The organism is Martinezella rhizogenes, assembly GCF_000799715.1.
Classification (GTDB): Bacteria; Pseudomonadota; Alphaproteobacteria; order Rhizobiales; family Rhizobiaceae; genus Rhizobium; species Rhizobium rhizogenes_C.
The window spans coordinates 98,850-120,988 of sequence record NZ_JUHG01000002.1; the positions used below are offsets into that span (position 1 = coordinate 98,850).

A 22,139-nucleotide genomic window follows, 5' to 3' on the forward strand; every position below is an offset into this window, starting at 1 on the left:
CCGATTCATTTTCAGCCCGCACGCCAGAATCATCTTGCAGACTGGTTCTAAATAGGTTCTATATATTTCCCATGGATAGAACCAGTCTAATCGCTGAGCTGAATAGCCGTGGCCTGCGCGACGAAGCGGGAACCGGGCCGCTGTACAAGCGCCTGGCGCAGGCGCTCGCCGGCCTCATTCAGGAAGGCCTGCTGAAAGCCGGAGCGGCGCTGCCGGGCGAGCGCGATCTCGCTGAAGCCTTGCAGGTCGGCCGCGTCACGGTCCGCACCGCCTATCGCGACCTGCTTGCCTCCGGTGCGATTGAATCCCGCCATGGCAGCGGCACCTTCGTGTCGCAGCATGTCGAGCGCATCGAGCAATCGCTCTGGCGCCTTTCCTCCTTCTCCGCCGATATGCGCTCGCGCGGCCGCGAGCCGGCGGCAAGGATCCTGTCGCGCACCGTCAGCGCCCCTGCCCCGGAAGAATCCTTCCTGCTCGGCCTTCGCCTCGATGAACCAGTGTTGCGGCTCGACCGATTGCGCCTGGCAGACGGCCAGCCGCTCGCCATCGAGCGCGCTGTCGTTCCGATCAAATTTCTGGGCGAGGATGCGGTTTCCGAAGGTTCGCTCTATGATGCGCTGGCGGGGAACGGCTTCAAGCCGGTCCGCGCGTTGCAGCGACTGACGGCGGTGACGCTCGATCCGTCCTCCGCGTCGATCCTGAATGTCAAATCCGGCGCGCCCGCGCTTTTGATCGAACGTATTTCGCGGCTGGAAGACCAGCGCGTCGTTGAATATACCCGCTCGCACTATCGTGGCGATGCCTATGATTTCGTTGCAGAATTGAGAATCGGAGAAGACTTATGAGCGAGACCCAATCCCTGATGCTGACCGAGGCCGGCCAGTCGCCGGACGTGGTCGCGACCCTGCTTGAGAAGGAAAAGCCCGTCTTTGCCGAAATTGCAAAGCTCTTCTCCTCCACTCACCCCTCCTTGATCACCACGGCGGCGCGCGGCTCCTCCGACCATGCCGCCACCTTCTTCAAATATCTCTTCGAAATCTCCTGCGGCGTGCCCGTCGCCTCGATCGGCCCGTCGATCGCCTCCGTCTATGGCACGCCCCTGCACCTGAAAGGCGGCATCCACTTCACCGTGTCGCAATCCGGCGGCAGTCCCGATATCATCGCGCTGCAGGCGGCCGCCAAGCTCGGCGGCGCCACGACCATCGCCGTCGTCAACGTCACCGACAGCACGCTCGCCAGGGAAGCCGATATCGTGCTCGGCCTCAATGCCGGCCCGGAAAAGAGCGTTGCCGCCACCAAATCCTTCATCGCCGCCGTCGCGGCGCTGACCGGCGTCACGGCAGCCATCTCGGGCGACCAGGCACTTGCCACCGGCCTCGCCCGACTGCCGGAAACGCTGGCGGCGACATCGGGGATCGACGGCAAACCTGCCGAGGACGTACTCTTTAACGCCACCTCGCTCTACACCGGCGGCCGCGGCCCGGCCTTCGCCATCGCGCTGGAAGCAGCACTCAAGGCCAAGGAAACCGCCGGCCTGCATGCCGAAGCCTTCTCGCTTGCCGAACTGATGCATGGACCGATGCGGCTGGTGCAGCCGGGCTTCCCGATCGTCGCCTTCTCGCCCGACGACGCGGCCTTCGCCAACAATGCCCAGGCATTGGAGCGCCTGCAGAAGCTCGGAGCCACCGCCGTCTCCTTCTCCACAGCGCCGCTTCCCGGCATCAACCTGCGCATGCCGACCACCGGCAACGGCCTGATCGACCCGCTGGTGTCGCTGCTCTGCTACTATCGCCTCATCGAAGCGGTAACGCGGCGCAAGGGCTTCGACCCCGATAAGCCGGCCAATCTTCTCAAGGTGACGGAGACCATGTGATGGAGTATCAGGTCTTTACCGGCGCGCGCATCTTCGACGGCGACCGGTTTCACGAGGATAGCGCGCTGGTGACCGGCAACGGCCGGGTGCAGGCAATCACCGCCGCCAATGATGTGCCCGACAATGCCGAGGTGGTCCGCCTTGCCGGCGGCGTGCTGTCCCCCGGCTTCATCGACGCACAGGTGAATGGCGGCGGCGGCCGCATGCTGAACGACGATCCGTCGCCCGAATCCATGTACATGATCGCCGAGGGACACCGCCCCTTTGGCACCACGGCGCTGCTGCCGACGCTGATCACCGATGTCGCGGCCGCGACCACGGCGGCGATCGAAGCGGCGATCGAGGCCGTCAAGGCCAATCGCGGCGTCGCCGGCCTGCATCTCGAAGGCCCGCATCTGGCGCCGGCCCGCAAGGGCGCGCATCTGGCCGAACTGATGCGCCCGGTCGAGGACAGCGACGTCAAGGCCTTCATCCGCGCCCGCGAGGCAATCGGCACGTTGCTGATCACCATGGCAGCGGAGCAGGTAACCGAACGCCAGGTGCAGGCACTGAGCGAAGGCGGCGTCATCGTCAGCATCGGCCATAGCGATTGCACGGCGGACGCGGCGGATGCCCGCTTCGACGCCGGCGCACGCGGCGTCACCCATCTCTTCAACGCCATGAGCCAGATGGGCCATCGCGCGCCCGGCCTCGTGGGCGCGGCCATCGACCACCCCGCTCCCTGGTGCGGCATCATCGCCGACGGCCACCATGTCGATCCGCGCGCGCTGCGAATTGCCTTGCGTGCAAAACGCGGCGAAGGCCGGCTATTCTTCGTCACCGACGCCATGTCGCTGGTCGGCACGGCCCTCGATAGCTTCACGCTGAACGGCCGCACCGTCTATCGCGTCAGGGGCGGCTACTGCTCCAAGCTGATCCTGGACGACGGCACGCTTGCCGGCTCCGACGTCGATATGGCCTCGACGATCCGCTATGGCGTCAATGTTCTCGAATTGCCGCTGGCGGAAGCGCTGCGCATGGCGACCTCCTATCCCGCCCGCTTCCTGCGGCTTGAAGATCGTGGCTATCTGACGCCCGGCGCCCGCGCCGATCTCGTCCATATTACCGACGGCATCGACGTGACCCAGACATGGATTTCGGGCCAGCCATCGGCCTAAGCTACAACGAAAGAAGCTCGGCATGACCGCAGTCACGGACAGCTATTTCTCCGCCTTGATCAGCCGGCTGGAAACCTTGCGCGAGGCGCTCGCCGAGCCGATGGCGAAAGCGGCCAACGTTATCAGCACGGCGGCGCGCGCCGACCGCCGCGTCTATGTCTTCGGCACCGGCCATTCGCATATGCTGGCGGAAGAGGTGCATTACCGCGCCGGTGGCCTCGCCTTCACCATCCCCGTGCTGGTCGGATCGGCCATGCTGCACGAAGGCGCGGTCATCAGCTCTGTCTATGAGCGCACCGAGGGGCTGATCCGGCCGATTTTCGAGCGTTATGGTATGCAGCCCGGCGATGTGCTGATCATCGCCTCCAATTCCGGCGTCAACGCTGCCCCGGTCGAGGCCGCCGATTATGGCCGCGAGATCGGCGCGAGCGTCATCGCCATCACCTCGCTTGCCTATTCCGCCGCCATCGCCAATGGCCGCCGCCGGCTCGCCGATATCGCCGACATCGTGCTCGACAACGGCTTGCCGCCGGGCGACGCCATCATCGACCTGCCGGGGAGCGAACTGAAGGTGGGGCCGGCATCGACCGCGATCGGCGCCTCCCTGCTCAACGCCATCTTCGCCGAAGTCGCCGCCGAACTTTCCAAGGACGGCGACCCGCCGGTCTACCTCAGCGCCAACATGCCCGGCGCCAAGGAAACCAACCAGCGGCTGGTGAAGAAATACCGGCCGCGCAATCCTCACCTTTAACCGGCATCAGTGGACGGCGGCATCCGAAACTTCTGCCTCCGCCGCCGGAGCCTCCGGCTGCTTGCGCCCTCTGCGCAGCACGACATAGAAGACCGGGGTCAGGAACAGGCCGAACAGCGTGACGCCAAGCATGCCGGAGAAGACCGCCGTGCCGAGCGACTGGCGCATTTCCGCGCCGGGGCCGGTGGCGATCATCAGCGGCACGACGCCGAAGATGAAGGCGAAGGCGGTCATCAGGATCGGCCGCAGGCGCAGATGGCTGGCCTCGATCGCCGCCTCCACGGCGCTCTTGCCCTCCAATTGCGCCTGACGGGCAAATTCCACGATCAGGATCGCGTTCTTGGCCGCCAGGCCGATCAGCACGATCAGGCCGATCTGCGTCAGGATGTTGTTGTCCATGCCCCTTAAATGCACGCCGATCAACGCGGCCAGCACCGCCAGCGGCACGATCAGGATGATGGCGAGCGGCAATGTCCAGCTTTCATACTGGGCGGCAAGTGCCAGGAAAACGAAGATGACCGACAGGGCGAAGATATAGACCGCCGTATTGCCGGTATTCTTTTCCTGATAGGCAAGCTCCGTCCATTCGAAGGTCGTTCCGGTCGGCAAGAGGTTCTTCGCCAGCCCCTCCATCGTATCGAGCGCGCTGCCGGTCGATACGCCCGGTCCGGGATTGCCCTGGAGGGGAACCGAAACATACATGTTGTAGCGCTGCACGAGCGTCGGGCCGGTCGTGTCCCTGATATCGACGAGGGTGCCGAGCGGCACCAGCGCGCCGGTGGCCGAACGCACCTTCAGCGCCAGAATATCCTCGCGATCCATGCGATATTGCTGGTCGGCCTGCGCCCGCACCTGGTAGACGCGGCCGAAAGCGTTGAAGTCGTTGACATAGGACGTGCCGAGGTTGATCGACAGCGTCTCGAAGATATTGGGGATCGGCACGTTCAGCGCCCGCGCCTTGTCGCGGTCGACCGCCAGGAAATATTGCGGGCTATTGGCCGAAAATGTGGTGAAGACGCCGCTGACACCCTTGTTCTGCGCGGCCGCGCCCATCAGCTGATAGGCAAGCGGCAGGATCCGGCGCATATCGGGATTTTCGCGGTCCATGATCTGCATCTTGAAGCCGCCGGAATTGCCGACGCCGCGGATCGATGGCGGCGGAATAGCGATGATGAAGGCCTCCTGAATGCCCTGCAGGCTGCCGTAGAGCTCGCCGATGATCTTTGTGGCCGTCTCGCCGCTCTTCAATCTCTCCTCGAACGGCTTGAAGGGCGTGAAGATGACGCCCGAATTCGAGGCATTGGTGAAGGTCGCGCCGTTGAAGCCGGCAAAGGCGACGGCGTTTTCAACGCCAGGCGTCTTGTTGATGATCGCGGTCGCCTTCTCGATGACCGCATTGGTGCGCGCCAATGACGCGCCATCGGGCAATTGCACGACGACGATGGCATAGCCCTGATCCATGGTGGGCACGAAGCCCTGCGGCACGATCCTGCCCATGTACCACGTCGCGCCGAGCAGCCCGACGAAGACGAGAAGGGCGCAGCCAAGCGCGACCCAGGTGGTGACGAGATGGCGGATGATCCAGGAATAGCCCCGGCTCATCGCCTCGAAGCCCCGGTTGAAGCCGTCGCCAAGAGCGCGGCCGAAGCGCGAGAAGATGTTGTTGGATTTCTTGTGGTCGTGCGGACGCAGCACGATTGCGGCGATCGCCGGCGACAGCGTCAGCGAATTCAGACAGGAAATCGCCGTCGCGATGGAGATGGTCACCGCGAACTGCCGGTAGAACTGTCCCGTTATGCCGGGAATGAAAGCGGTCGGCAGAAAGACGGCGATCAGGACGAGTGAAATCGCCAGCACAGCGGTGCCGACCTCGTTCATCGTCACATGCGACGCCTCCTTCGGCGTCATCCCAAGCGCCAGATTGCGCTCGACATTTTCGACGACGACGATCGCGTCGTCGACGACGATGCCGATGGCAAGCACCAGACCGAACAGCGTCAGCATGTTCAGCGAGAAGCCGAAGGCGAGCAGGAAGGCAAAGGTGCCGATCAACGATACCGGGATGGCGATGATCGGAATGATCGCCGTTCGCCAGGATTGCAGGAAGACCAGCACGACGATGGCAACCAGGATCGCCGCCTCGAAGATCGTCTTGTAGACCTCGTAGATCGATTCCGCGATGAATTCCGTCGGATTGTAGATGATGCGATATTCGAGGCCCTGGGGGAAATCCTGCGCCAGGTTCTTCATCGTCTTCTCGATGTCGGCGGCGGCATCGAGAGCGTTGGTGCCGGGCCGGGCAAAGACGCCGAGCGCAACGGCGGGGCTACCGTTCAGATAGCTGTTGGTGACGTAATCCTGCGCACCAAGCTCGATGCGCGCCACGTCCTGCAGCTGCACCAGCCGGCCGCTATCCGTCGCCTTGACGATGACATAGCGGAATTGCCGCGCATCGGAAAACCGCCCCTGGGTCGTCACCGTATATTGGAAGGCGTTGGTGCCCGAAACCGGCGGGCCGCCGATCGAGCCGCCCGAAACCTGCACGTTCTGGTCCCGCAACGCCTGGACGATGTCGCCGGCGGTCATGCCATAGGAAGCGAGCTTTTCCGGGTCGAGCCAGATACGCAGCGAATATTGCCGCTCGCCGAAGAGCTGCACGTCGCCGACGCCGTCGAGCCGGACAAGAAGGTCGCGGATGCGCGAGCGGGCATAATTGGAAATATAGAGCTGGTCGTAGCGATTGCTCGGCGACAGCAGGTGCACGACCATCATTAGGTCGGGCGAGCTCTTGACCGTGGTGATGCCGATGCGGCGAACCTCTTCCGGCAGACGCGGCTCGGCGATGGCGACACGGTTCTGGACCAGGACCTGCGCCTTGTCGAGATCCGTGCCGAGCTTGAAGGTGATGGTGAGCGACATCGAGCCGTCGGCACTGGAATAGGAGGACATGTAGAGCATGTCCTCGACACCATTGACCTCCTGCTCGATCGGCGTCGCCACCGTATCGGCGATCGTCTGGGAATCAGCCCCCGGATAGGATGTTCGAATAACGATGGTCGGTGGCGCAACTTCGGGATATTGCGCGACCGGAAGCTGGAAATAGGCGATACCGCCGACGATCAGCAGCACGATGGACAGGACCGACGCGAAAATCGGCCGGTCGACGAAGAAATGGGAAAACCTCATTGGTCCGTCCCCTGGCCTGCCTGGGCTGGCGCTTCGGGATTCGCTGCCTCCTGGGGCAGCTCGACCAATTGCGGCGCGACCTTGACGCCGGGCCGGATGCGTATCAGCCCGTTGACGACGATGGTCTCGTCGCCGGTCATGCCTTCGCGGATGACGCGGTAGCCATAAAGCTTCGGCCCGAGCCGGACGGCCTTCGGCGTCACGTTGCCGTCGGCCCCGACGGTATAGACGACACGCTGGTTCTGGTCGGAACCGATGGCTTCGTCGGGAACGAGGATCGCCTTGTAGCTGTTGGAGCCCTCAACCTGAACGCGGCCAAAAAGGCCGGGCTGCAATACGAAATCCGGATTGGGGAAGCGGGCGCGCACGCGTATCGTGCCGGTTTGATTGTCCACCCGGTTTTCCGCGAAATCAAGCTTGCCCTTGAACGCCTTCTGACTGGCATCGGCAATCGTCACGGTGACATCGAGGCCGCCGCCGCCCTGCTGCAGGGCGCTGCCATGCTTGCGCGCCTCGTCGGCATAGGACAGCAGCCGGCGTTCATCGACGTCGAAATAGAAATCGATCGGGTCAAGTGAGACGATGGTCGTCAGCACCGTCTGGTCGGCCTGAACGAGATTGCCGACCGAAATCAGGCGGCGATCGATGCGGCCGCTAAGCGGCGCGGTGATTTTGGTGAAATCCATGTCGAGATTGGCGCGGTCGACGGAGGCCTGCGCGCCACGGACATTCGCTTGCGCGGAGATAAGATCACGGCGGCGGTCATCCAGCGTCGAGGCCGATTGGCTGCCCGTCGTCGACAGCGATTGCGCGCGCTTGAACTGCGCATCGGCGAGCGTCAGGGACGAATTCGCCACTTCCAGCGATGCCGTCGCCTCGTTGAGCGTCGTGATAAACGGCCGCTGGTCGATGACGAAGAGCAGGTCGCCCTGCTTGACGATGGTGCCGTCCTCGAAATGCACCTCCTGGAGATAGCCGCCGACACGCGAGCGGACGGAGACCTCGTCGACCGCCTGGAAGCGCCCGATGAATTCGTCGCTATCGATGACATCGCGGACCACAGGCTTGGCGACCGTGACCGGTGCCGCGGGAGGGGCGCTCTGCGCCAGCGCCCCTGTGACAGGGTTTCCCGCAAGAATAGCAATTGTGAAGCTGAATATAGCGATACGCGCCAGCGTCTTCGGCATGAAGGCCCCCTAAAACAACAAGCCACCCACGGCAACAAGCCGCGTCAAGCGTTGGTCATGTCTGACTGCAATCTTCCACGAAGGGCCTGTCGCCACCGACGGCGAAATCCAATCAAGTCCTTCGGACTTCCCCACCACGTCGCAGGTCGCGATGACCTACGTATAACCCGGCCCGAGAGCTGGTATTTTCAGCACAATGTATAAACGGTTTATCGAATTCGACAACAGAGATTAGCGTGTGCGGCCCTGCGCAACCATTTGTTTTTTCTAATATAGAAGGACGCACACGAGATGACGTGGGGTCTGCGGGCAGAAATTTTCGCCCGCCAGATGCAAAGTGAGCGTTGTCTCAGCCGCTCTTCAGCCTTCCAGCTCCTCGCGCAGCATCTCCAGCTCCAGCCATTCCTCTTCCATCTTCAGCACGCTGTCACGCAGCTTTTCCATCTCGGCTGCCAGCCGATTGAAGCTCGCCGGGTCCTTGGTGAAGAGGTTAGGATCGGCCATCCTCTTTTCGCGGGCGGCGATCTCCGCCTCGGCCTTGGCCATCTCCTTCGGCAGATTTTCCAGGGCGAATTTCTGCTTGAAGGAGAGCTTGCCCTTACCCTTCGAAGCCTCACTGGCAGACGCCGCCGTCCCGGCCGCCTTCGGCTTCTCAGCGGCCTTTTCAGCCCGCTTGCGCTCCTCGAGAGCGCCCTTGCGCTGTGTGAGCATGTCGGAATAGCCACCGGCATATTCGATCCAGCGGCCGTCGGGATCATCAGGATTGGCGGGGGCGATGGTCGAGGTCACGGTGCGGTCGAGAAAATCGCGGTCATGGCTAACGAGGATGACGGTGCCGTTGAAGCCAGCGACGATTTCCTGCAGCAGGTCCAGCGTCTCGATGTCGAGATCGTTGGTCGGCTCGTCGAGGATGAGAAGATTGGTCGGCCGCGACAGGATACGTGCCAGCATCAGCCGGGCGCGCTCGCCACCCGACAAGTTCTTGATCGGCGTCCGTGCCTGTTCCGGCTGGAACAGGAATTCCTTCATATAGCCGGTCACATGCCGCTGCTCGCCATTGACCAGCAGATTTTCGCCGCGCCCGTCGGTCAGATAATTGGCGAGCGTGTCCTCCGGATTGAGCTCCTCGCGCTTCTGGTCGAGCGTGGCAATCTCCAGATTGGTGCCGAGCTTCACCTTGCCGCTGTCCGGCTTCAACTGGCCCGTCAGCATCTTCAGCAACGTCGTCTTGCCGGCGCCGTTCGGGCCGACAAGGCCGATGCAATCGCCGCGATGCACGCGGATCGAAAACGGCGCAACGATGACGCGCTCATCATAGTCCTTGGTGATCTTATGCGCTTCGATCACCAGCTTGCCGCTCTCCTGAGCATCGGCCGCGGCCGCCTGCACGGAACCCAAAGCGCCCCTATGGCCGCGATGGCGCGAGCGCATGTCGTGCAGTTCGCCAAGGCGGCGCATGTTGCGCTTGCGCCGAGCGGTGACGCCGTAGCGCAGCCAATGTTCCTCGCGCTCGATCGCCTTGCCGAGCTTGTGCTGCTCCAGCTCTTCGGCTTCCAGCACCTGGTCGCGCCAGGCTTCGAAATGGGCAAAGCCCCTGTCCAGCCGCCGCGAGGTGCCGCGATCGAGCCAGACCGTCGCAGTCGAGACTTTTTCGAGGAAACGACGGTCGTGCGAAATCAATACCAGCGCACTGCGGGTCTTCTGCAACTCGCCTTCCAGCCATTCGATGGTCGGCAGGTCCAGATGGTTGGTCGGCTCGTCGAGCAGGAGGATATCCGGCTCCGGTGCCATGACGCGGGCAAGCGCCGCACGACGCGCTTCACCGCCCGAAAGCGTCATCGGATCTTCCTCGCCGGTCAGGCCGAGATGCGAGAGCAGATAGGTGACGCGATAGGGATCGTCGCCCGGCCCGAGCCCGGCTTCGGCATAGGCGGCCACCGTCTTGTAATCGCCGAAATCCGGCGCCTGTTCGAGATAGCGCACGGTCGACGACGGATGACGGAACACTTCGCCGGACTGCGCCTCGACCATGCCGGCGGCGATCTTCAGAAGCGTCGACTTGCCCGAGCCGTTGCGGCCGACCAGGCAGATCTTGTCACCCGGCTCCACCTGCAGCCCGGCTCCAGCCAGAAGCGGCGCGCCGCCGAAGCTCAGGAAGATGTCATCGAGTTTCAAAATAGGAGGGGCCAAGATCAGACTCCGGTAAGGTCATAAGGGCGGGCAAGGACAACAGCCCTGCCACTGCCGAGCGAAAGGCGCACGGGGCCTTCCGCGACATTGGAAATGGTGCGCGACGCCCCGAAGGGCAGATGGAAATCACGCAAGGGATAGCGGGCATTGTGGATGAACAGTCCCGTCAGGTCGCTGAAGCCGAGAACGGAAAACAGCGAGCCCACAGGCAGCGCCAGCTCCATGTCGCCCGGCAGCAGTGGCACGGCCTCTTCATCGCCTGAGGTCAGCAGCACGTCGAAGCCTTTTTCCGCAAGCTGGATGCCGTAGAGCAGGTGCTGGATCGCATGATCCGACCGCTCTCCGCCCATGGCGCCGGCAAGGATCAGCCGTCTGGCGCCGCGATCGATCGCTTCCGTGATGGCGATCTCGCCGTCCGTCGCGGCCTTGGCCGCCGGATAGGGTTGCTTCGGCACGTCGAGAAAGGCGCCGCGCAACTCCGGCGGCGTCGAGTCGAAATCGCCGACCCAGAGTTCGGGCGTCGCATTCAGTGCCACGGCATGGCGCATGCCGCCATCCGCCGCGATGAAGCGGCTGCCGGCCGTCGCCGCGCGCAGCCGTTCCGTCAGGCGAAGCTCGCCGCCGAGGAGGATGGTGAAGGTCGTGGATTGGCTCATGTGCCAAGCCCATAGCGCAAAGACATGTCCCTAGGGAAGAGCGCTGTTTGAAGCCAAGCCGGCATTCAATCGCTGGCTTCCTTGAGGCGCGTCTGAAAAGCATGTTCATAGCCGCCGATAAAGCGGTCGAACAGGCGAGAAAAAACCTCGATATCCTCTGCCGGCCAATCGGCAAGGATCTCTTCGATAAGGGCGAATTTCTGCGCCTGGATTTCGGAAAGCAGCCTTTGGCCGAGCGTGGTCAGCACCACGACGATGCGCCGCGCATCCGCCTGCGATGCCTTGCGGCGCAGCACGCCGCGTGTCACCATCTCGGCAACGATGCGGCTTGCCCGCGAGGGATCGATGCGCAGGATCTCAGCGATCGTCCCGACCGTGACCTCGCCGGACCCTTCCGCCCGCCTGACGGCATCGATGACGTCGAGATGCGAAAGCTCCAGCCCGGGCGCAACGTTCTGGATCGCCAGCCGCCCGATCATGCGGCGGCCCGTCATCAGGCGCATACGCGTCATCACCTGGCCGATGCGCAGCAGATTCTCGTCTTCCGGCAGTGGCGTCGCTTCAATTTCTCGTGTGGTCGTTGCTGATGTCATCCCGCCAGCATATCAAAGATAGGCAGATATTAAAATATGCAAACGGCATTCATCTGCCATTGACAATTATATGCCAATAGCACATATATTGCTCTGCAACATGTTGCCCTCGAATAGCCCACCCGAAAGCAAGATGCTGCGGATTCAGGAACTGGAGCGACCCATGCCCGTTCGGTCGAACGCGCGGCACTCCAGGCAAGCTCGGATTTCTCGTTCCATGGACATGCAGACCACACCCGCGCCGCTCGTTGCGGATCACCGCCGCCGGCTCATCCTCTTCTTCTTCCTGATGACCGCCATGTTCATGGCAACGCTCGACAACCAGATCGTATCGACGGCGCTGCCGACCATTGTCGGCGAATTCGGGCATCTGGAACGCTTCGGCTGGATCGGCTCGGCCTATCTGCTGTCGCTTTCCGCCGTCATGCCGGTCTACGGCAAGCTCGGCGACCTCTTCGGCCGCAAATATGTGATGATGACCGCGATCGCGATCTTCACCGTCGGCTCCGCCGTCTGCGGTCTTGCGGTGTCCATGGATACGTTGATCGCCGCCCGCGTATTGCAGGGCCTTGGCGGCGGCGGCATTCTGGTGTCGATCTTCGCCGTTAATGCCGATCTCTTCGAGCCGCGCGAGCGCGCCCGCTACCAGAGCTATTCCAGCCTGGTCCTGATGGCGTCAGGCGCCATCGGCCCGGTTCTCGGCGGCACGATGAGCGACCTCTTCGGCTGGCGCTCGATCTTCCTCGTCAACGTGCCGATCGGCTTCATCGTCCTTGCCGGCCTTGCCGTCATGCTGCCCTACCGCAAGCCGGCCCGTAAGCCGAAGATCGACTATGCCGGTGCGATCCTGCTGGCGCTCACCACCACCAGCATCGTGCTTGCCGCCGACGGCACGGAACTCTTCGGCTCGCTGCTGTCGCCGCAATGCCTCGGGATCATCGCCTTCGGCGCACTCTGTGCGGTCGCCTGGGTCTTTGTTGAGCGCCGCGCTCCTGAGCCGATCGTGCCGCTGACGCTATTCCGCAACCCGACCTTCGGCCTGCTCTTGATCATCTCGATCACCAGCGGCGCAGTCGCGATCGGCATGGTCAACTATTTCGCGCTCTTCCTGCAAACGACGACTGGCCTGTCGCCGTCGGTGGCCGGCCTGCTCTTCATCCTCTTGACCGGCGGCATCGTCTGCGGCTCGCTTTCCGCCGGCCGGCTGATCTCGTCCACGGGCCGCTACAAGCCTTTTGCCATTGCCAGCGCCGCCTGCAGCACCATCGCCTTCGCAACACTGGCACAGGTGCATGCCGGCACGCCCATTGCCTTCATCGGCGCCCTGATGCTGCTGCATGGCATCGGCATCGGCCTTGCCCAGCAGGTGCCTGTCATCGGCATCCAGAACACCGCCGCCAGCCGTGACGTCGGAGCCGCCACCGGCGCCGTGACGCTGTCGCGCATGGGTGGTGCTTCGATCGCCATTTCCATCTACGGCGCCATCATCGCCGCCAAGCTCGGAAATGTCGGCGTCTCTATTCCCGGCGTCATCAACATCAAGGAGCTGACGCCGAAGATGATGGCCGCCCTGCCGGACGCCACGCGTGAAGCGGTCGCCAGCGCCTATGCCAGCGCCTTCAGCCCCCTGTTCATGACGGCCGCCGCCATCTGCTTCGTCGGCCTATTGACCTCGATCACGCTGAAGAACGTCCAACTCCCCAGCGCCACCAAGAAGCTCGACAGCCAGGCCGCCGCCCACGCCGCCGAGTAAGTTGCGTATCCCGCAATCGACAAGGGAATCATCCCCCTTGTCATCCCCTCGTCACGGGGCTAAATCTGCCAACGCTCTAACGGGGTGCCTTATGTCTTTCAAAGACATCTGGCTGAGAGGCCTTCACTGGCCAACCCGCGGAACCTGATCCGGCTAACACCGGCGGAGGGATTAGACGCGTGACGAAATCATAGCGCCCTTTTCCCGTTCAAGACGAAACCAAGAGGAGGCGCTGCCATGCTCAACCGATCGCTGATGACATTCTTTGCCGGGCTGGCCTTTGCCGCCAGCACCACGCTTCCTGCCGCGCAGACCGCAGAGGCCGCCGACAAGACGCTCACTATCTACACCTATGAAAGCTTTACCGCCGAGTGGGGACCGGGCGCCAAGGTCAAGGCCGCCTTCGAGAAGACCTGCGGCTGCACGGTCAACTACGTCAGCGTCACCGACGGCGTGGCGCTGCTCTCCCGGCTGAAGCTGGAGGGCGCGGGCACCAAGGCCGACGTCGTACTCGGCCTCGACACCAATCTTGTCGATGAAGCAAAGGACACCGGCCTGTTCGACGCAAGCGGTGTCGATACATCGCCCCTGAAAGTTCCCGGCGATTTCAAGGATGACGTCTTCGTCCCCTACGATTACGGCCATTTCGCCGTGATCTACGACACCCAGACGATCAAGAACCCGCCGAAGAGCCTGAAGGAGCTGGTCGAGGGTGATCCCCAGCAGAAGATCGTCATCGAGGACCCGCGCACCTCGACGCCGGGCCTCGGCCTGCTGCTTTGGGTCAAGTCGGTCTATGGCGACAAGGCGGCCGACGCCTGGACGAAACTCAAGGGTCGCATCCTGACGGTGACGCCCGGCTGGTCGGAAGCCTATGGCCTCTTCACCAAGGGCGAAGCGCCGATGGTGCTCTCCTATACGACCTCGCCCGCCTATCACATGATCGAGGAGAAGACCGACCGTTATCAGGCCGCCTCCTTCTCCGAGGGTCATTACATCCAGATCGAAGTGGCCGGCCTGATCAAGTCGTCGCCGAACAAGGAGCTTGCTCGCGACTTCCTGAAGTTCATGGTCTCGCCCGGCTTCCAGGACACGATCCCGACCAACAACTGGATGATGCCGGTCTCGGCAACCTCCGAGCCGCTGCCGGATGCCTTCGGCAAGCTGGTCGTTCCCACCAAGACCTTCCTGATGAGCCCGGATGTCGTCGAAAAGAACCGCAAGGCCTGGATCGACGAATGGCTGGCGGCCACCAGCACCAACTGACGCCGACATGATCCTGACGGCACCCGAGAGACGACATGCCATTGCCGGCGGGGCATTCAGCCTCGCCGGCATCGCCGTCTTCATCGGTGTCGCTGTCCTCACCCTGCTTGCCGCCGGCATCGGATCCAGTGGCGGCGACCCGCTCGCCGACCCCTATCTGCTGCGCGTCCTACGCTTCACCCTGCTGCAGGCGACGCTCTCCACCCTGCTCTCCATCCTCCTTGCGATCCCGGTTGCCCGCGCCTTGGCCCGACAGCCGCGTTTCCCCGGCCGGCTCTGGCTGATCCGGCTGATGGCTGTCCCCATGGGTCTGCCGGTATTGATCGGCGCGCTCGGCCTGCTCGGAATATGGGGACGCCAAGGCATTCTCAACCAGGCACTGACCGGGCTCGGCCTGTCGCAGCCGGTCAGCATCTATGGGCTGACGGGCATATTGCTTGCTCATGTCTTCTTCAACCTGCCGCTGGCGGCCCGTTTGATGCTGGCCGGGCTGGAACGCGTGCCGGCGGAATATTGGCTGATGGCCGGCGGCCTCGGCATGCGTCCCGCCTCCGTCTTCCGCTTCATCGAATGGCCGGTGCTGCGCGGCCTCATTCCCGGTATCGCCGGCCTGATCTTCATGCTCTGCGCCACCAGCTTCACGCTGGTGCTGATCCTCGGCGGCGGCCCGGCCGCGACCACGATCGAGGTGGCGATCTATCAGGCGCTGCGCTTCGATTTCGACCCCGGCCGCGCCGTCCTGCTGTCGCTGCTGCAAATCATCATCACCGCCGCCATTCTCGGCGTGATGGCACTGCTGCCGGCACCGGACGATCACGGGCTGACGAGCGGACGCGCGACGCGGCGCATCGATGGAACATTGCGTGCCGCGCGATGGACCGACGGTGTATTGCTGCTGCTTGCCACCCTATTCGTCGGCTTGCCGCTCGCCTCGGTGGTCGTCACCGGTCTCAAGGCCGATCTTCTCAAGCTCGTCAGCCAGACGATTTTCCTGCAGGCGACCCTGACCAGCCTCACCATCGCTCTCGCCGCCGGCCTTCTGGCGGTGCTCACCTCCTTCACCATTGTCCGCGCCCGCGCGACCATATCGGCTGAGCGCCGGAAAGCACCCGGCCTGCGCGGGCTGGCCATCGGCTTGGGTGGCACCTCCTCGCTGGTTCTGCTGGTGCCGCCGATCGTGCTGGCGACCGGATGGTTCCTGGCACTGCGGCCTCTCGGCGATCCCGCCCGCTTCGCCGCCCTCTTGATCATCCTCATCAACGCCCTGATGGCGCTGCCCTTCGTCATCCGCGTCATCGAACCGGCCTATATCGTTCACCGCCGCCGCACCGAGCGCCTCGCCGCCAGTCTCGGGCTTGCCGGCCTTGCACGGCTGCGGCTGGTCGACTGGCCTGGCCTGCGCAAGCCCTTCTTCACCGCCCTCTCCTTCGCCATGGCGCTGTCGCTCGGCGATCTCGGCGCCGTCGCTCTTTTCGGCTCCGATAGCCTGATGACCCTGCCCTGGTTGGTCTACAGCAAGCTCGGCAGCTACCGCACCAACGATGCCGACGGGCTTGCTTTCATCCTGGGGCTGGTATGTCTTCTGCTGACCATCGCCGGCACCGCCGGACAGGGCAGACACGAAGATGAAGGCAGGCGGAATGGCTGACGAGCAAGACATGGCGGAACGGAGCATCGCGATGACGGATGTCGGGCTGCGGCTCGGCACCCATGATTTCCGCTTCGACTGCGATCTGCCACAAGGCAAGATCATCGCCATCACCGGCCCATCCGGATCGGGCAAATCGACCTTCCTGAACCTGCTCGCCGGCTTCGAGACACCCGATCGTGGCCGCATCCTGCTTGCCGGACAGGATGCCACGGGTCTGCATCCTTCCGAGCGGCCGGTATCGCTGGTCTTTCAGGACAACAACCTCTTCGCCCATCTCGACCTCTTCACCAATGTCGGGCTGGGCATCAGCCCGTCGCTAAAATTGTCCACGGACAGCAAACAACGAATATCCGAAGCCTTGGCGCGCGTCGGCCTTGCCGGCTTCGAGCGGCGCAAGCCGGGCACGCTCTCAGGCGGCGAACGACAACGCGCCGCTTTCGCAAGGGCTCTGGTGCGCGATAAGCCGATCCTGCTCCTCGACGAACCCTTCGCCGCCCTCGACCCCGGCCTGCGCGCCGGCATGGCCGAGCTCTTGACCACGCTCCACCGCGAAACCGGCAATACGGTGCTGATCGTCTCTCACGATCCCTCGGAAGTGCGGCGTCTCGCCGATCACGCTGTCTTCATAGACGGCGGCACGATCCGGCTTTCGGCGCCCATCGACCGTTTCCTGGAAGAGAATGGCATCCCGGCGCTGAGCACATTTTTACAACATTAGGCGCAATGCAGCATTCCGGAGGCGATTTTGCCTTAATTTCGTCGCGGCATGCGGCTGAAAGTCCTGGGAAATGCTTGCTAAAATACAACGCTGCCACATTTAAACGGAGTCTCGCTATGCAACTGATGCCGAAATCGGCTACAGGAAGGGGCGAAGACCATCCGGATGAACTCAAGGTCGATCAGGGTGGATGTAACCTTTTTGAAGCGCGGCGATGATCGGCCGGTCATGATCAATCAGTTTTGGCACCCGGCCGGTATGGCAGCGAAATGAGTGGGACACAGGTACTGAAGCAAACCAAGCACGCGGGCCGGACGATCAGCGCGACTGCCGTGGCCCATGCGCGCCGCCTTGCTCTCGTCCTAGTTGCCGCGACGGTGCTCAATAGCTGCCAGTCGGTGATGGATCAGTCCTATCAGCCGAATGTGTCGCCCTCCGCCAATCCGCAAATCGTTTCCGAGGTGCAGAAGAATGATCCGCGCGCGCAGATGGGCGCCCGCGAGCACCCCCGCATTCTGGCGAGCTATGGTGGCGAGTACAAGGATGCCAGAACCGAGCGTCTCGTTGCCCGCATCGCCGGCGCGCTGACCAGCGTCTCGGAAAATCCGCAGCAGTCCTACCGCATCACCATCCTGAATTCACCGTCGATCAACGCCTTCGCGTTGCCCGGCGGCTATCTCTATGTCACGCGCGGCCTGCTGGCGCTTGCCAACGACGCCTCGGAAGTCGCCGCCGTACTGTCGCACGAGATGGCGCACGTCACCGCCAATCACGGCATCGAGCGCCAGAAGCGCGAAGAGGCCGAGGTCATCGCCAGCCGCGTTGTCGCTGAGGTCTTGTCCAGCGATCTCGCCGGCAAGCAGGCACTCGCCCGCGGCAAGCTGCGGCTCGCCGCCTTCTCGCGCCAGCAGGAGCTGCAGGCCGACGAGATCGGCATCCGTACGCTCGGTCAGGCCGGCTACGACCCTTACGCCGCCTCCCGCTTCCTCAACGCGATGGAAGACTACAGCCGCTTCATGACGGCGAACTCCGACGCCGACCAGAGCCTGGACTTCCTATCGAGCCATCCGAGCACGCCGCAGCGCATTGATCTCGCCAAGGCACATGCCCGCGAATTCGGCGAGGAAGGCAAGGTCGGCGATACCGGCCGCGATTATTATCTCAACGGCATCGATGGCCTGCTTTATGGCGACAGCCCGGAGGAAGGCTATGTGCGCGGCCAGACCTTCCTGCATGGCGGGCTCGGCATCCGCTTCGACGTGCCGCCGGAATTCCGCATCGACAACAAGGTCGAGGCAGTCATGGCGACCGGCCCCGGCGACATCGCCATCCGCTTCGATGGCGTCGCCGACAGCCAGAACCAGAACCTGACGAATTATATTTCCAGCGGCTGGGTTACCGGCCTCGACCCGACATCGATCAAGTCGATCACGGTCAACGGCATGGAAGCCGCAACGGCGCGTGCCTCGGCCGATCGCTGGGATTTCGATGTCACCGTCGTGCGCGACCGAGCGCAGATCTTCCGGTTCCTGACGGCGGTGCCGAAGGGCAACATCACCCAGCTCGAGCAGACGGCCGATGTGCTGCGCTCAAGCTTCAGGCATATGACGCCGGAAGAGGCCTCGTCGCTGAAGCCGCTGCGCGTGCGCGTCGTCACCGTCAAGGCGGGAGACACGATCACCACGCTTGCCGCCCGGATGATGGGCACCGACCGCAAGCTCGATCTGTTCAAGCTAATCAATGCGCTGCCGACCGGCGCCTCGATTGCACCCGGCGACCGGGTCAAGATTATCTCGGAATAGGGAAAACACGGCTTCGCCCCAACGGGGAGAAGGCGCGCGGCATGCGCAGGTCACTGGCCATCAGGCTGCCCTCAACCTGCGCCAAATGCGTCGGAAACGAACACTCCTCGTCCCGTTATCGCCTCCGGCACCTTCTCCCCGAGGGGAGAAGGATTTCACGCATAGCTTGCCATGCGTGGATCGGCATCGACCAGGGCGCTGCGGAGCTTCTCCATGGCGCGGCTTTCGATCTGGCGCACGCGTTCCTTGGAAATACCAAGATCGGCACCCAGCTCCTCCAGCGTCGCGCCATCCTCCACCAGGCGGCGCGCGCGGATGATCTTCATTTCGCGTTCGTTCAGATGTTTCAGTGCGGAGGCCAGCCAGACGCGGCGGCGTTCGCCATCGATCATGTTGGAGACCTGTTCGTCCGGCAAAGGCTCGTCGCTGATCAGGAAATCCATGCGCTCGGCGCTTTCGGCATCGCCGGATATAGACGGCGCCTGCAGGGAGGCATCATTGCCGGAAAGGCGCGCATCCATGGTCTGCACGTCGGCGAGGCTAACCCCCAGGGCGACGGCGATTTCCTCATGAATGGATTGCACGGTGACGCCGGCATTGCCCCTGGCAAGCTTGGCGCGCAGGCGGCGGAGATTGAAGAACAGCGCCTTCTGCGCCGAACTTGTACCACCACGCACGATCGACCAGTTGCGCAGGATGTAATCCTGGATCGAGGCGCGGATCCACCAGCTTGCATAGGTGGAAAATCGTACTTCTCGCTCCGGCTCAAACCTTGCCGCCGCTTCCAGGAGCCCTACATAACCCTCTTGTACAAGGTCGCTCATCGGCAGGCCGAAATTGCGGAATTTCCCCGCCATGGAAATCACCAGGCGCATATGGGCGGTGGCGATCTTGTTGCGGGCGCCGCGATCATCGTGATCCTTCCAGCGGATGGCGAGATCGTGCTCTTCGTCGCGGGCAAGATAGGGAGCGGCCATCGCGATCTTTATCATGCGCCGATCTGCAGACATATTCATATGCATCTCCCTAAGTTCGGCCTCAAAATCATCTCTGTGCCGCGGGTCGACGGAAAAGGCAGCAAACATCGTTTCCGAACATCGCTGAGCGGATGAAAAGCTATGAATGCAATGCGATTGGAGACCGATGTCCGGATAACCGGACGGTCGGTTACCGGTCTAGTTCGACTTCGCCGAAATAATCTGGCGAACGAAATAACTTTAGATCGCCGGGAAATTTCCTGTCAAAACGCATCGGCCGGTCCTCATGAACGTCAGGGGAAACGGCCAGTCCGAGAGAACTCATAACCACGAGAAAACCCATACAGCCGCAAAACACGAGGCCTAAACGCAGCAAGCGGCAAAAGGTTCCAAAGAAAAAACCCGGCACGATGGCCGGGTTTTTTGGATGTGGCATTTCGACTTTCGGCCTTATGCGGCTTCGTCCTGGGATTCGTCTTCTTCGACGACCTTGCCGCGCTTCGGACCCTTGTTCAGATTGGTCTCAACCAGACGGACAGCCTCGGTTTCGGACATCTTGTTGACGGCGGCAATTTCGCGCGCCATGCGATCGAGCGCGGCTTCGTAAAGCTGACGTTCGGAATAGGACTGCTCCGGCTGGTTCTCGGCGCGATAGAGATCGCGAACCACCTCGGCAATGGAAATCAGATCGCCGGAATTGATCTTGGCATCATATTCCTGGGCGCGGCGCGACCACATGGTACGCTTGACGCGGGCCTTGCCCTGGACGACCTTCAGCGCCCGTTCGACGAAATCCGTTTCGGAAAGCTTACGCATGCCAATGCTCATGGCCTTGGCCACGGGCACCTTCAGACGCATCTTGTCTTTCTCGAAATCGATGACAAAAAGCTCAAGCTTCATGCCTGCGACTTCTTGCTCTTCGATCGCGGTGATCATACCAACACCATGAGCGGGATATACGATCGATTCACCTGTCTTGAAGCCATGGCGTGCTGCTGAAGGTTTTTTCTGCTGGGTCGTCATTCTTTTCAAAAACTCCCTGTTACGCACCCGGTGAGGGCCGGGGCCGGGTCAGTCAGGCCCGGATGAGACGGAAGCACCGTCGGGGTGACTTCATTCTGTTCCAACCATACGCATAAAAAAAGAAATCCGTTCATCGCGATCCCAGACCCGACAACTCAAATCGTTGATATGTCAAGGAAACCGCGTACGGATTGGTTATTTGCTTTCGTGATGGTTCGGGGCATGCGAAATGCCGCAGTGGATCAGTATGAGGAAGCTATCACAAAAATCTGAGGAAATCAATAATTTGCTTTACACACGCCAAACGGCCACGTTGACCGCCCAGCAAGCCAACGGCAATGATTCGTGTCGATGCCCTACCGACTACACCTTTATCGACAGCCTGTCACGGCTCTCGATCAGTCGCCGGAACCGGGATTGGCCGAGAAATACTTCTCGAACTTGCCCTCTTCGCCGTCCAATTCCTTGGCGTCCGGCAGCGCGTCGCGCTTCACCGTGATGTTCGGCCAGATCGATGCATAATCCGCATTGATCTTCAGCCATTTGTCGAGACCCGGCTCCGTATCGGGCTTGATCGCCTCGGCCGGACATTCCGGTTCGCAAACGCCACAGTCGATGCACTCGTCCGGATGGATGACGAGGAAGTTCTCACCTTCGTAGAAGCAGTCGACAGGGCAGACTTCCACGCAGTCGGTGTATTTGCAGCGAACGCAATTGTCGGTCACGACATATGTCATGAAGCACTCCAGGAATGACTCTCATTTTCCGTGGGCGCACAACCTGGAACGTCGCGCCTTTCCCTCGGAAGCCGGAGCGGACAAGCGAATGCGGCTTAGCACAAGCATGCCGCCCGGCGGATTACCAGCGGGTTGACCGTCAGGTATCCACTTTGACAGCCAATTTCAAGGACAAACAATTCTGAAAACCCCAGAGGCCGGACAGAGTTTTCTAATCGTCGCCGGAGGTGAGCCGGTCGATGGCGCGCCGTTCGCGTTTTGTCGGCCGTCCGCTGCCCGGCGCGCGCAGCGCTTGCTCGAACGGCGTGAGGCGTTTTGTCTCATCCGGTGGTGGCGTCAGATCCTCGTAGAGCAGCTTCGCTTCTTCGAAAGGTCCCCGGCGATTACCCGGCAGCCGCACGATCAGGATGACGTCGCGCCGCTCCAGCGATAGCTCGATACGGTCGCCCGCCTTGACACCATGGCTCGGCTGCGTGATCCGCTCGCCGTTCACCCGCACATTGCCCTTCTGGACGTAAACCTGCGCGAGCGACCGAGATTTTATCATACGGGCAAAGAACAGCCACTTGTCGATGCGCTGGCGCGAACCGGAAGATGGCTGTCTTTCGTCCGTCATGAC

Annotated in this window: 18 protein-coding genes and 1 riboswitch; of the genes, 9 read left to right on the top strand and 9 right to left on the bottom strand. The window is 62.4% G+C overall.

Translation table 11 applies throughout. The features are described from left to right. Window positions 1-71: 71 nt before the first annotated feature. From EX00_RS01720 to EX00_RS01735, 4 genes are read left to right on the top strand one after another with little or no spacing between them, the layout of a single operon-like run. The gene (locus EX00_RS01720) at window positions 72-845 is read left to right on the top strand and encodes a GntR family transcriptional regulator (protein ID WP_047453513.1); all 774 of its coding nucleotides are present in this window, start codon (window positions 72-74) and stop codon (window positions 843-845) included. After that, window positions 842-1,873: an SIS domain-containing protein gene (locus EX00_RS01725; protein ID WP_047453515.1), complete on the top strand. Its 1,032-nt coding sequence runs from the start codon at window positions 842-844 to the stop codon at window positions 1,871-1,873. The genes EX00_RS01720 and EX00_RS01725 overlap by 4 nt, the downstream gene beginning before the upstream one ends. Then, entirely contained in the window at window positions 1,873-3,030 is a 1,158-nt protein-coding gene (gene nagA / locus EX00_RS01730; protein ID WP_047453517.1) for an N-acetylglucosamine-6-phosphate deacetylase, read from the top strand. The genes EX00_RS01725 and nagA overlap by 1 nt, the downstream gene beginning before the upstream one ends. Window positions 3,031-3,052: 22 nt before the next feature. Continuing rightward, window positions 3,053-3,781: an SIS domain-containing protein gene (locus tag EX00_RS01735; RefSeq protein ID WP_047453519.1), complete on the top strand. Its 729-nt coding sequence runs from the start codon at window positions 3,053-3,055 to the stop codon at window positions 3,779-3,781. 6 nt (window positions 3,782-3,787) lie between these two features. On the opposite strand, the gene EX00_RS01740 is transcribed toward EX00_RS01735, so the two are convergent. The 5 genes from EX00_RS01740 to EX00_RS01760 all read right to left on the bottom strand — a co-directional run bounded on the left by EX00_RS01740 (window position 3,788) and on the right by EX00_RS01760 (window position 11,593). Beyond that, window positions 3,788-6,967 (bottom strand): efflux RND transporter permease subunit, encoded by a 3,180-nt coding sequence (locus EX00_RS01740; RefSeq protein WP_047453521.1) that lies wholly within the window; start codon window positions 6,965-6,967, stop codon window positions 3,788-3,790. After that, window positions 6,964-8,154 (bottom strand): efflux RND transporter periplasmic adaptor subunit, encoded by a 1,191-nt coding sequence (locus EX00_RS01745; RefSeq protein WP_047453523.1) that lies wholly within the window; start codon window positions 8,152-8,154, stop codon window positions 6,964-6,966. The genes EX00_RS01740 and EX00_RS01745 overlap by 4 nt, the downstream gene beginning before the upstream one ends. A gap of 360 nt (window positions 8,155-8,514) precedes the next feature. Beyond that, the gene (locus EX00_RS01750; RefSeq protein ID WP_047453525.1) at window positions 8,515-10,344 is read right to left on the bottom strand and encodes an ABC-F family ATP-binding cassette domain-containing protein; all 1,830 of its coding nucleotides are present in this window, start codon (window positions 10,342-10,344) and stop codon (window positions 8,515-8,517) included. Between the two features lie 2 nt (window positions 10,345-10,346). After that, complete coding sequence (locus EX00_RS01755; protein WP_047453527.1) at window positions 10,347-11,000, bottom strand: thiamine diphosphokinase; 654 nt, start codon at window positions 10,998-11,000, stop codon at window positions 10,347-10,349. Window positions 11,001-11,065: 65 nt separating this feature from the next. After that, complete coding sequence (locus tag EX00_RS01760; protein ID WP_052210625.1) at window positions 11,066-11,593, bottom strand: MarR family winged helix-turn-helix transcriptional regulator; 528 nt, start codon at window positions 11,591-11,593, stop codon at window positions 11,066-11,068. Window positions 11,594-11,810: 217 nt separating this feature from the next. On the opposite strand from EX00_RS01760, the gene EX00_RS01765 reads away from it, so the two are divergent. The 5 genes from EX00_RS01765 to EX00_RS01785 all read left to right on the top strand — a co-directional run bounded on the left by EX00_RS01765 (window position 11,811) and on the right by EX00_RS01785 (window position 18,783). Next, window positions 11,811-13,346, top strand: coding sequence for an MDR family MFS transporter (locus EX00_RS01765; protein WP_047453530.1), 1,536 nt, complete (start codon window positions 11,811-11,813; stop codon window positions 13,344-13,346). Window positions 13,347-13,416: 70 nt separating this feature from the next. Beyond that, window positions 13,417-13,534, top strand: a riboswitch (TPP riboswitch). 49 nt (window positions 13,535-13,583) lie between these two features. Further along, window positions 13,584-14,612, top strand: coding sequence for a thiamine ABC transporter substrate binding subunit (gene thiB / locus EX00_RS01770; protein WP_047453532.1), 1,029 nt, complete (start codon window positions 13,584-13,586; stop codon window positions 14,610-14,612). Between the two features lie 7 nt (window positions 14,613-14,619). Beyond that, on the top strand, window positions 14,620-16,260 hold the full coding sequence (gene thiP / locus EX00_RS01775; RefSeq protein WP_047453533.1) for a thiamine/thiamine pyrophosphate ABC transporter permease ThiP: 1,641 nt from the start codon (window positions 14,620-14,622) through the stop codon (window positions 16,258-16,260). Then, entirely contained in the window at window positions 16,253-16,981 is a 729-nt protein-coding gene (locus EX00_RS01780) for a thiamine ABC transporter ATP-binding protein (protein ID WP_047453535.1), read from the top strand. Before thiP ends, EX00_RS01780 begins: the two co-directional genes overlap by 8 nt. A 269-nt stretch (window positions 16,982-17,250) precedes the next feature. Next, window positions 17,251-18,783: a M48 family metalloprotease gene (locus EX00_RS01785; protein ID WP_052210627.1), complete on the top strand. Its 1,533-nt coding sequence runs from the start codon at window positions 17,251-17,253 to the stop codon at window positions 18,781-18,783. A 155-nt stretch (window positions 18,784-18,938) separates the two neighbouring features. Here the strand turns inward: EX00_RS01785 and EX00_RS01790 are convergent, their stop codons facing one another. The 4 genes from EX00_RS01790 to EX00_RS01805 all read right to left on the bottom strand — a co-directional run bounded on the left by EX00_RS01790 (window position 18,939) and on the right by EX00_RS01805 (window position 22,136). Further along, on the bottom strand, window positions 18,939-19,799 hold the full coding sequence (locus EX00_RS01790; protein WP_047453708.1) for an RNA polymerase factor sigma-32: 861 nt from the start codon (window positions 19,797-19,799) through the stop codon (window positions 18,939-18,941). Between the two features lie 411 nt (window positions 19,800-20,210). Continuing rightward, window positions 20,211-20,783: a CarD family transcriptional regulator gene (locus EX00_RS01795; RefSeq protein ID WP_047453537.1), complete on the bottom strand. Its 573-nt coding sequence runs from the start codon at window positions 20,781-20,783 to the stop codon at window positions 20,211-20,213. 398 nt (window positions 20,784-21,181) lie between these two features. Continuing rightward, a complete protein-coding gene (gene fdxA / locus EX00_RS01800) occupies window positions 21,182-21,520 on the bottom strand; it encodes a ferredoxin FdxA (protein ID WP_047453539.1) in 339 nt (112 codons plus the stop codon). A 211-nt stretch (window positions 21,521-21,731) separates the two neighbouring features. Beyond that, window positions 21,732-22,136 (bottom strand): RNA-binding S4 domain-containing protein, encoded by a 405-nt coding sequence (locus EX00_RS01805; protein ID WP_047453541.1) that lies wholly within the window; start codon window positions 22,134-22,136, stop codon window positions 21,732-21,734. Window positions 22,137-22,139 lie beyond the last annotated feature (3 nt).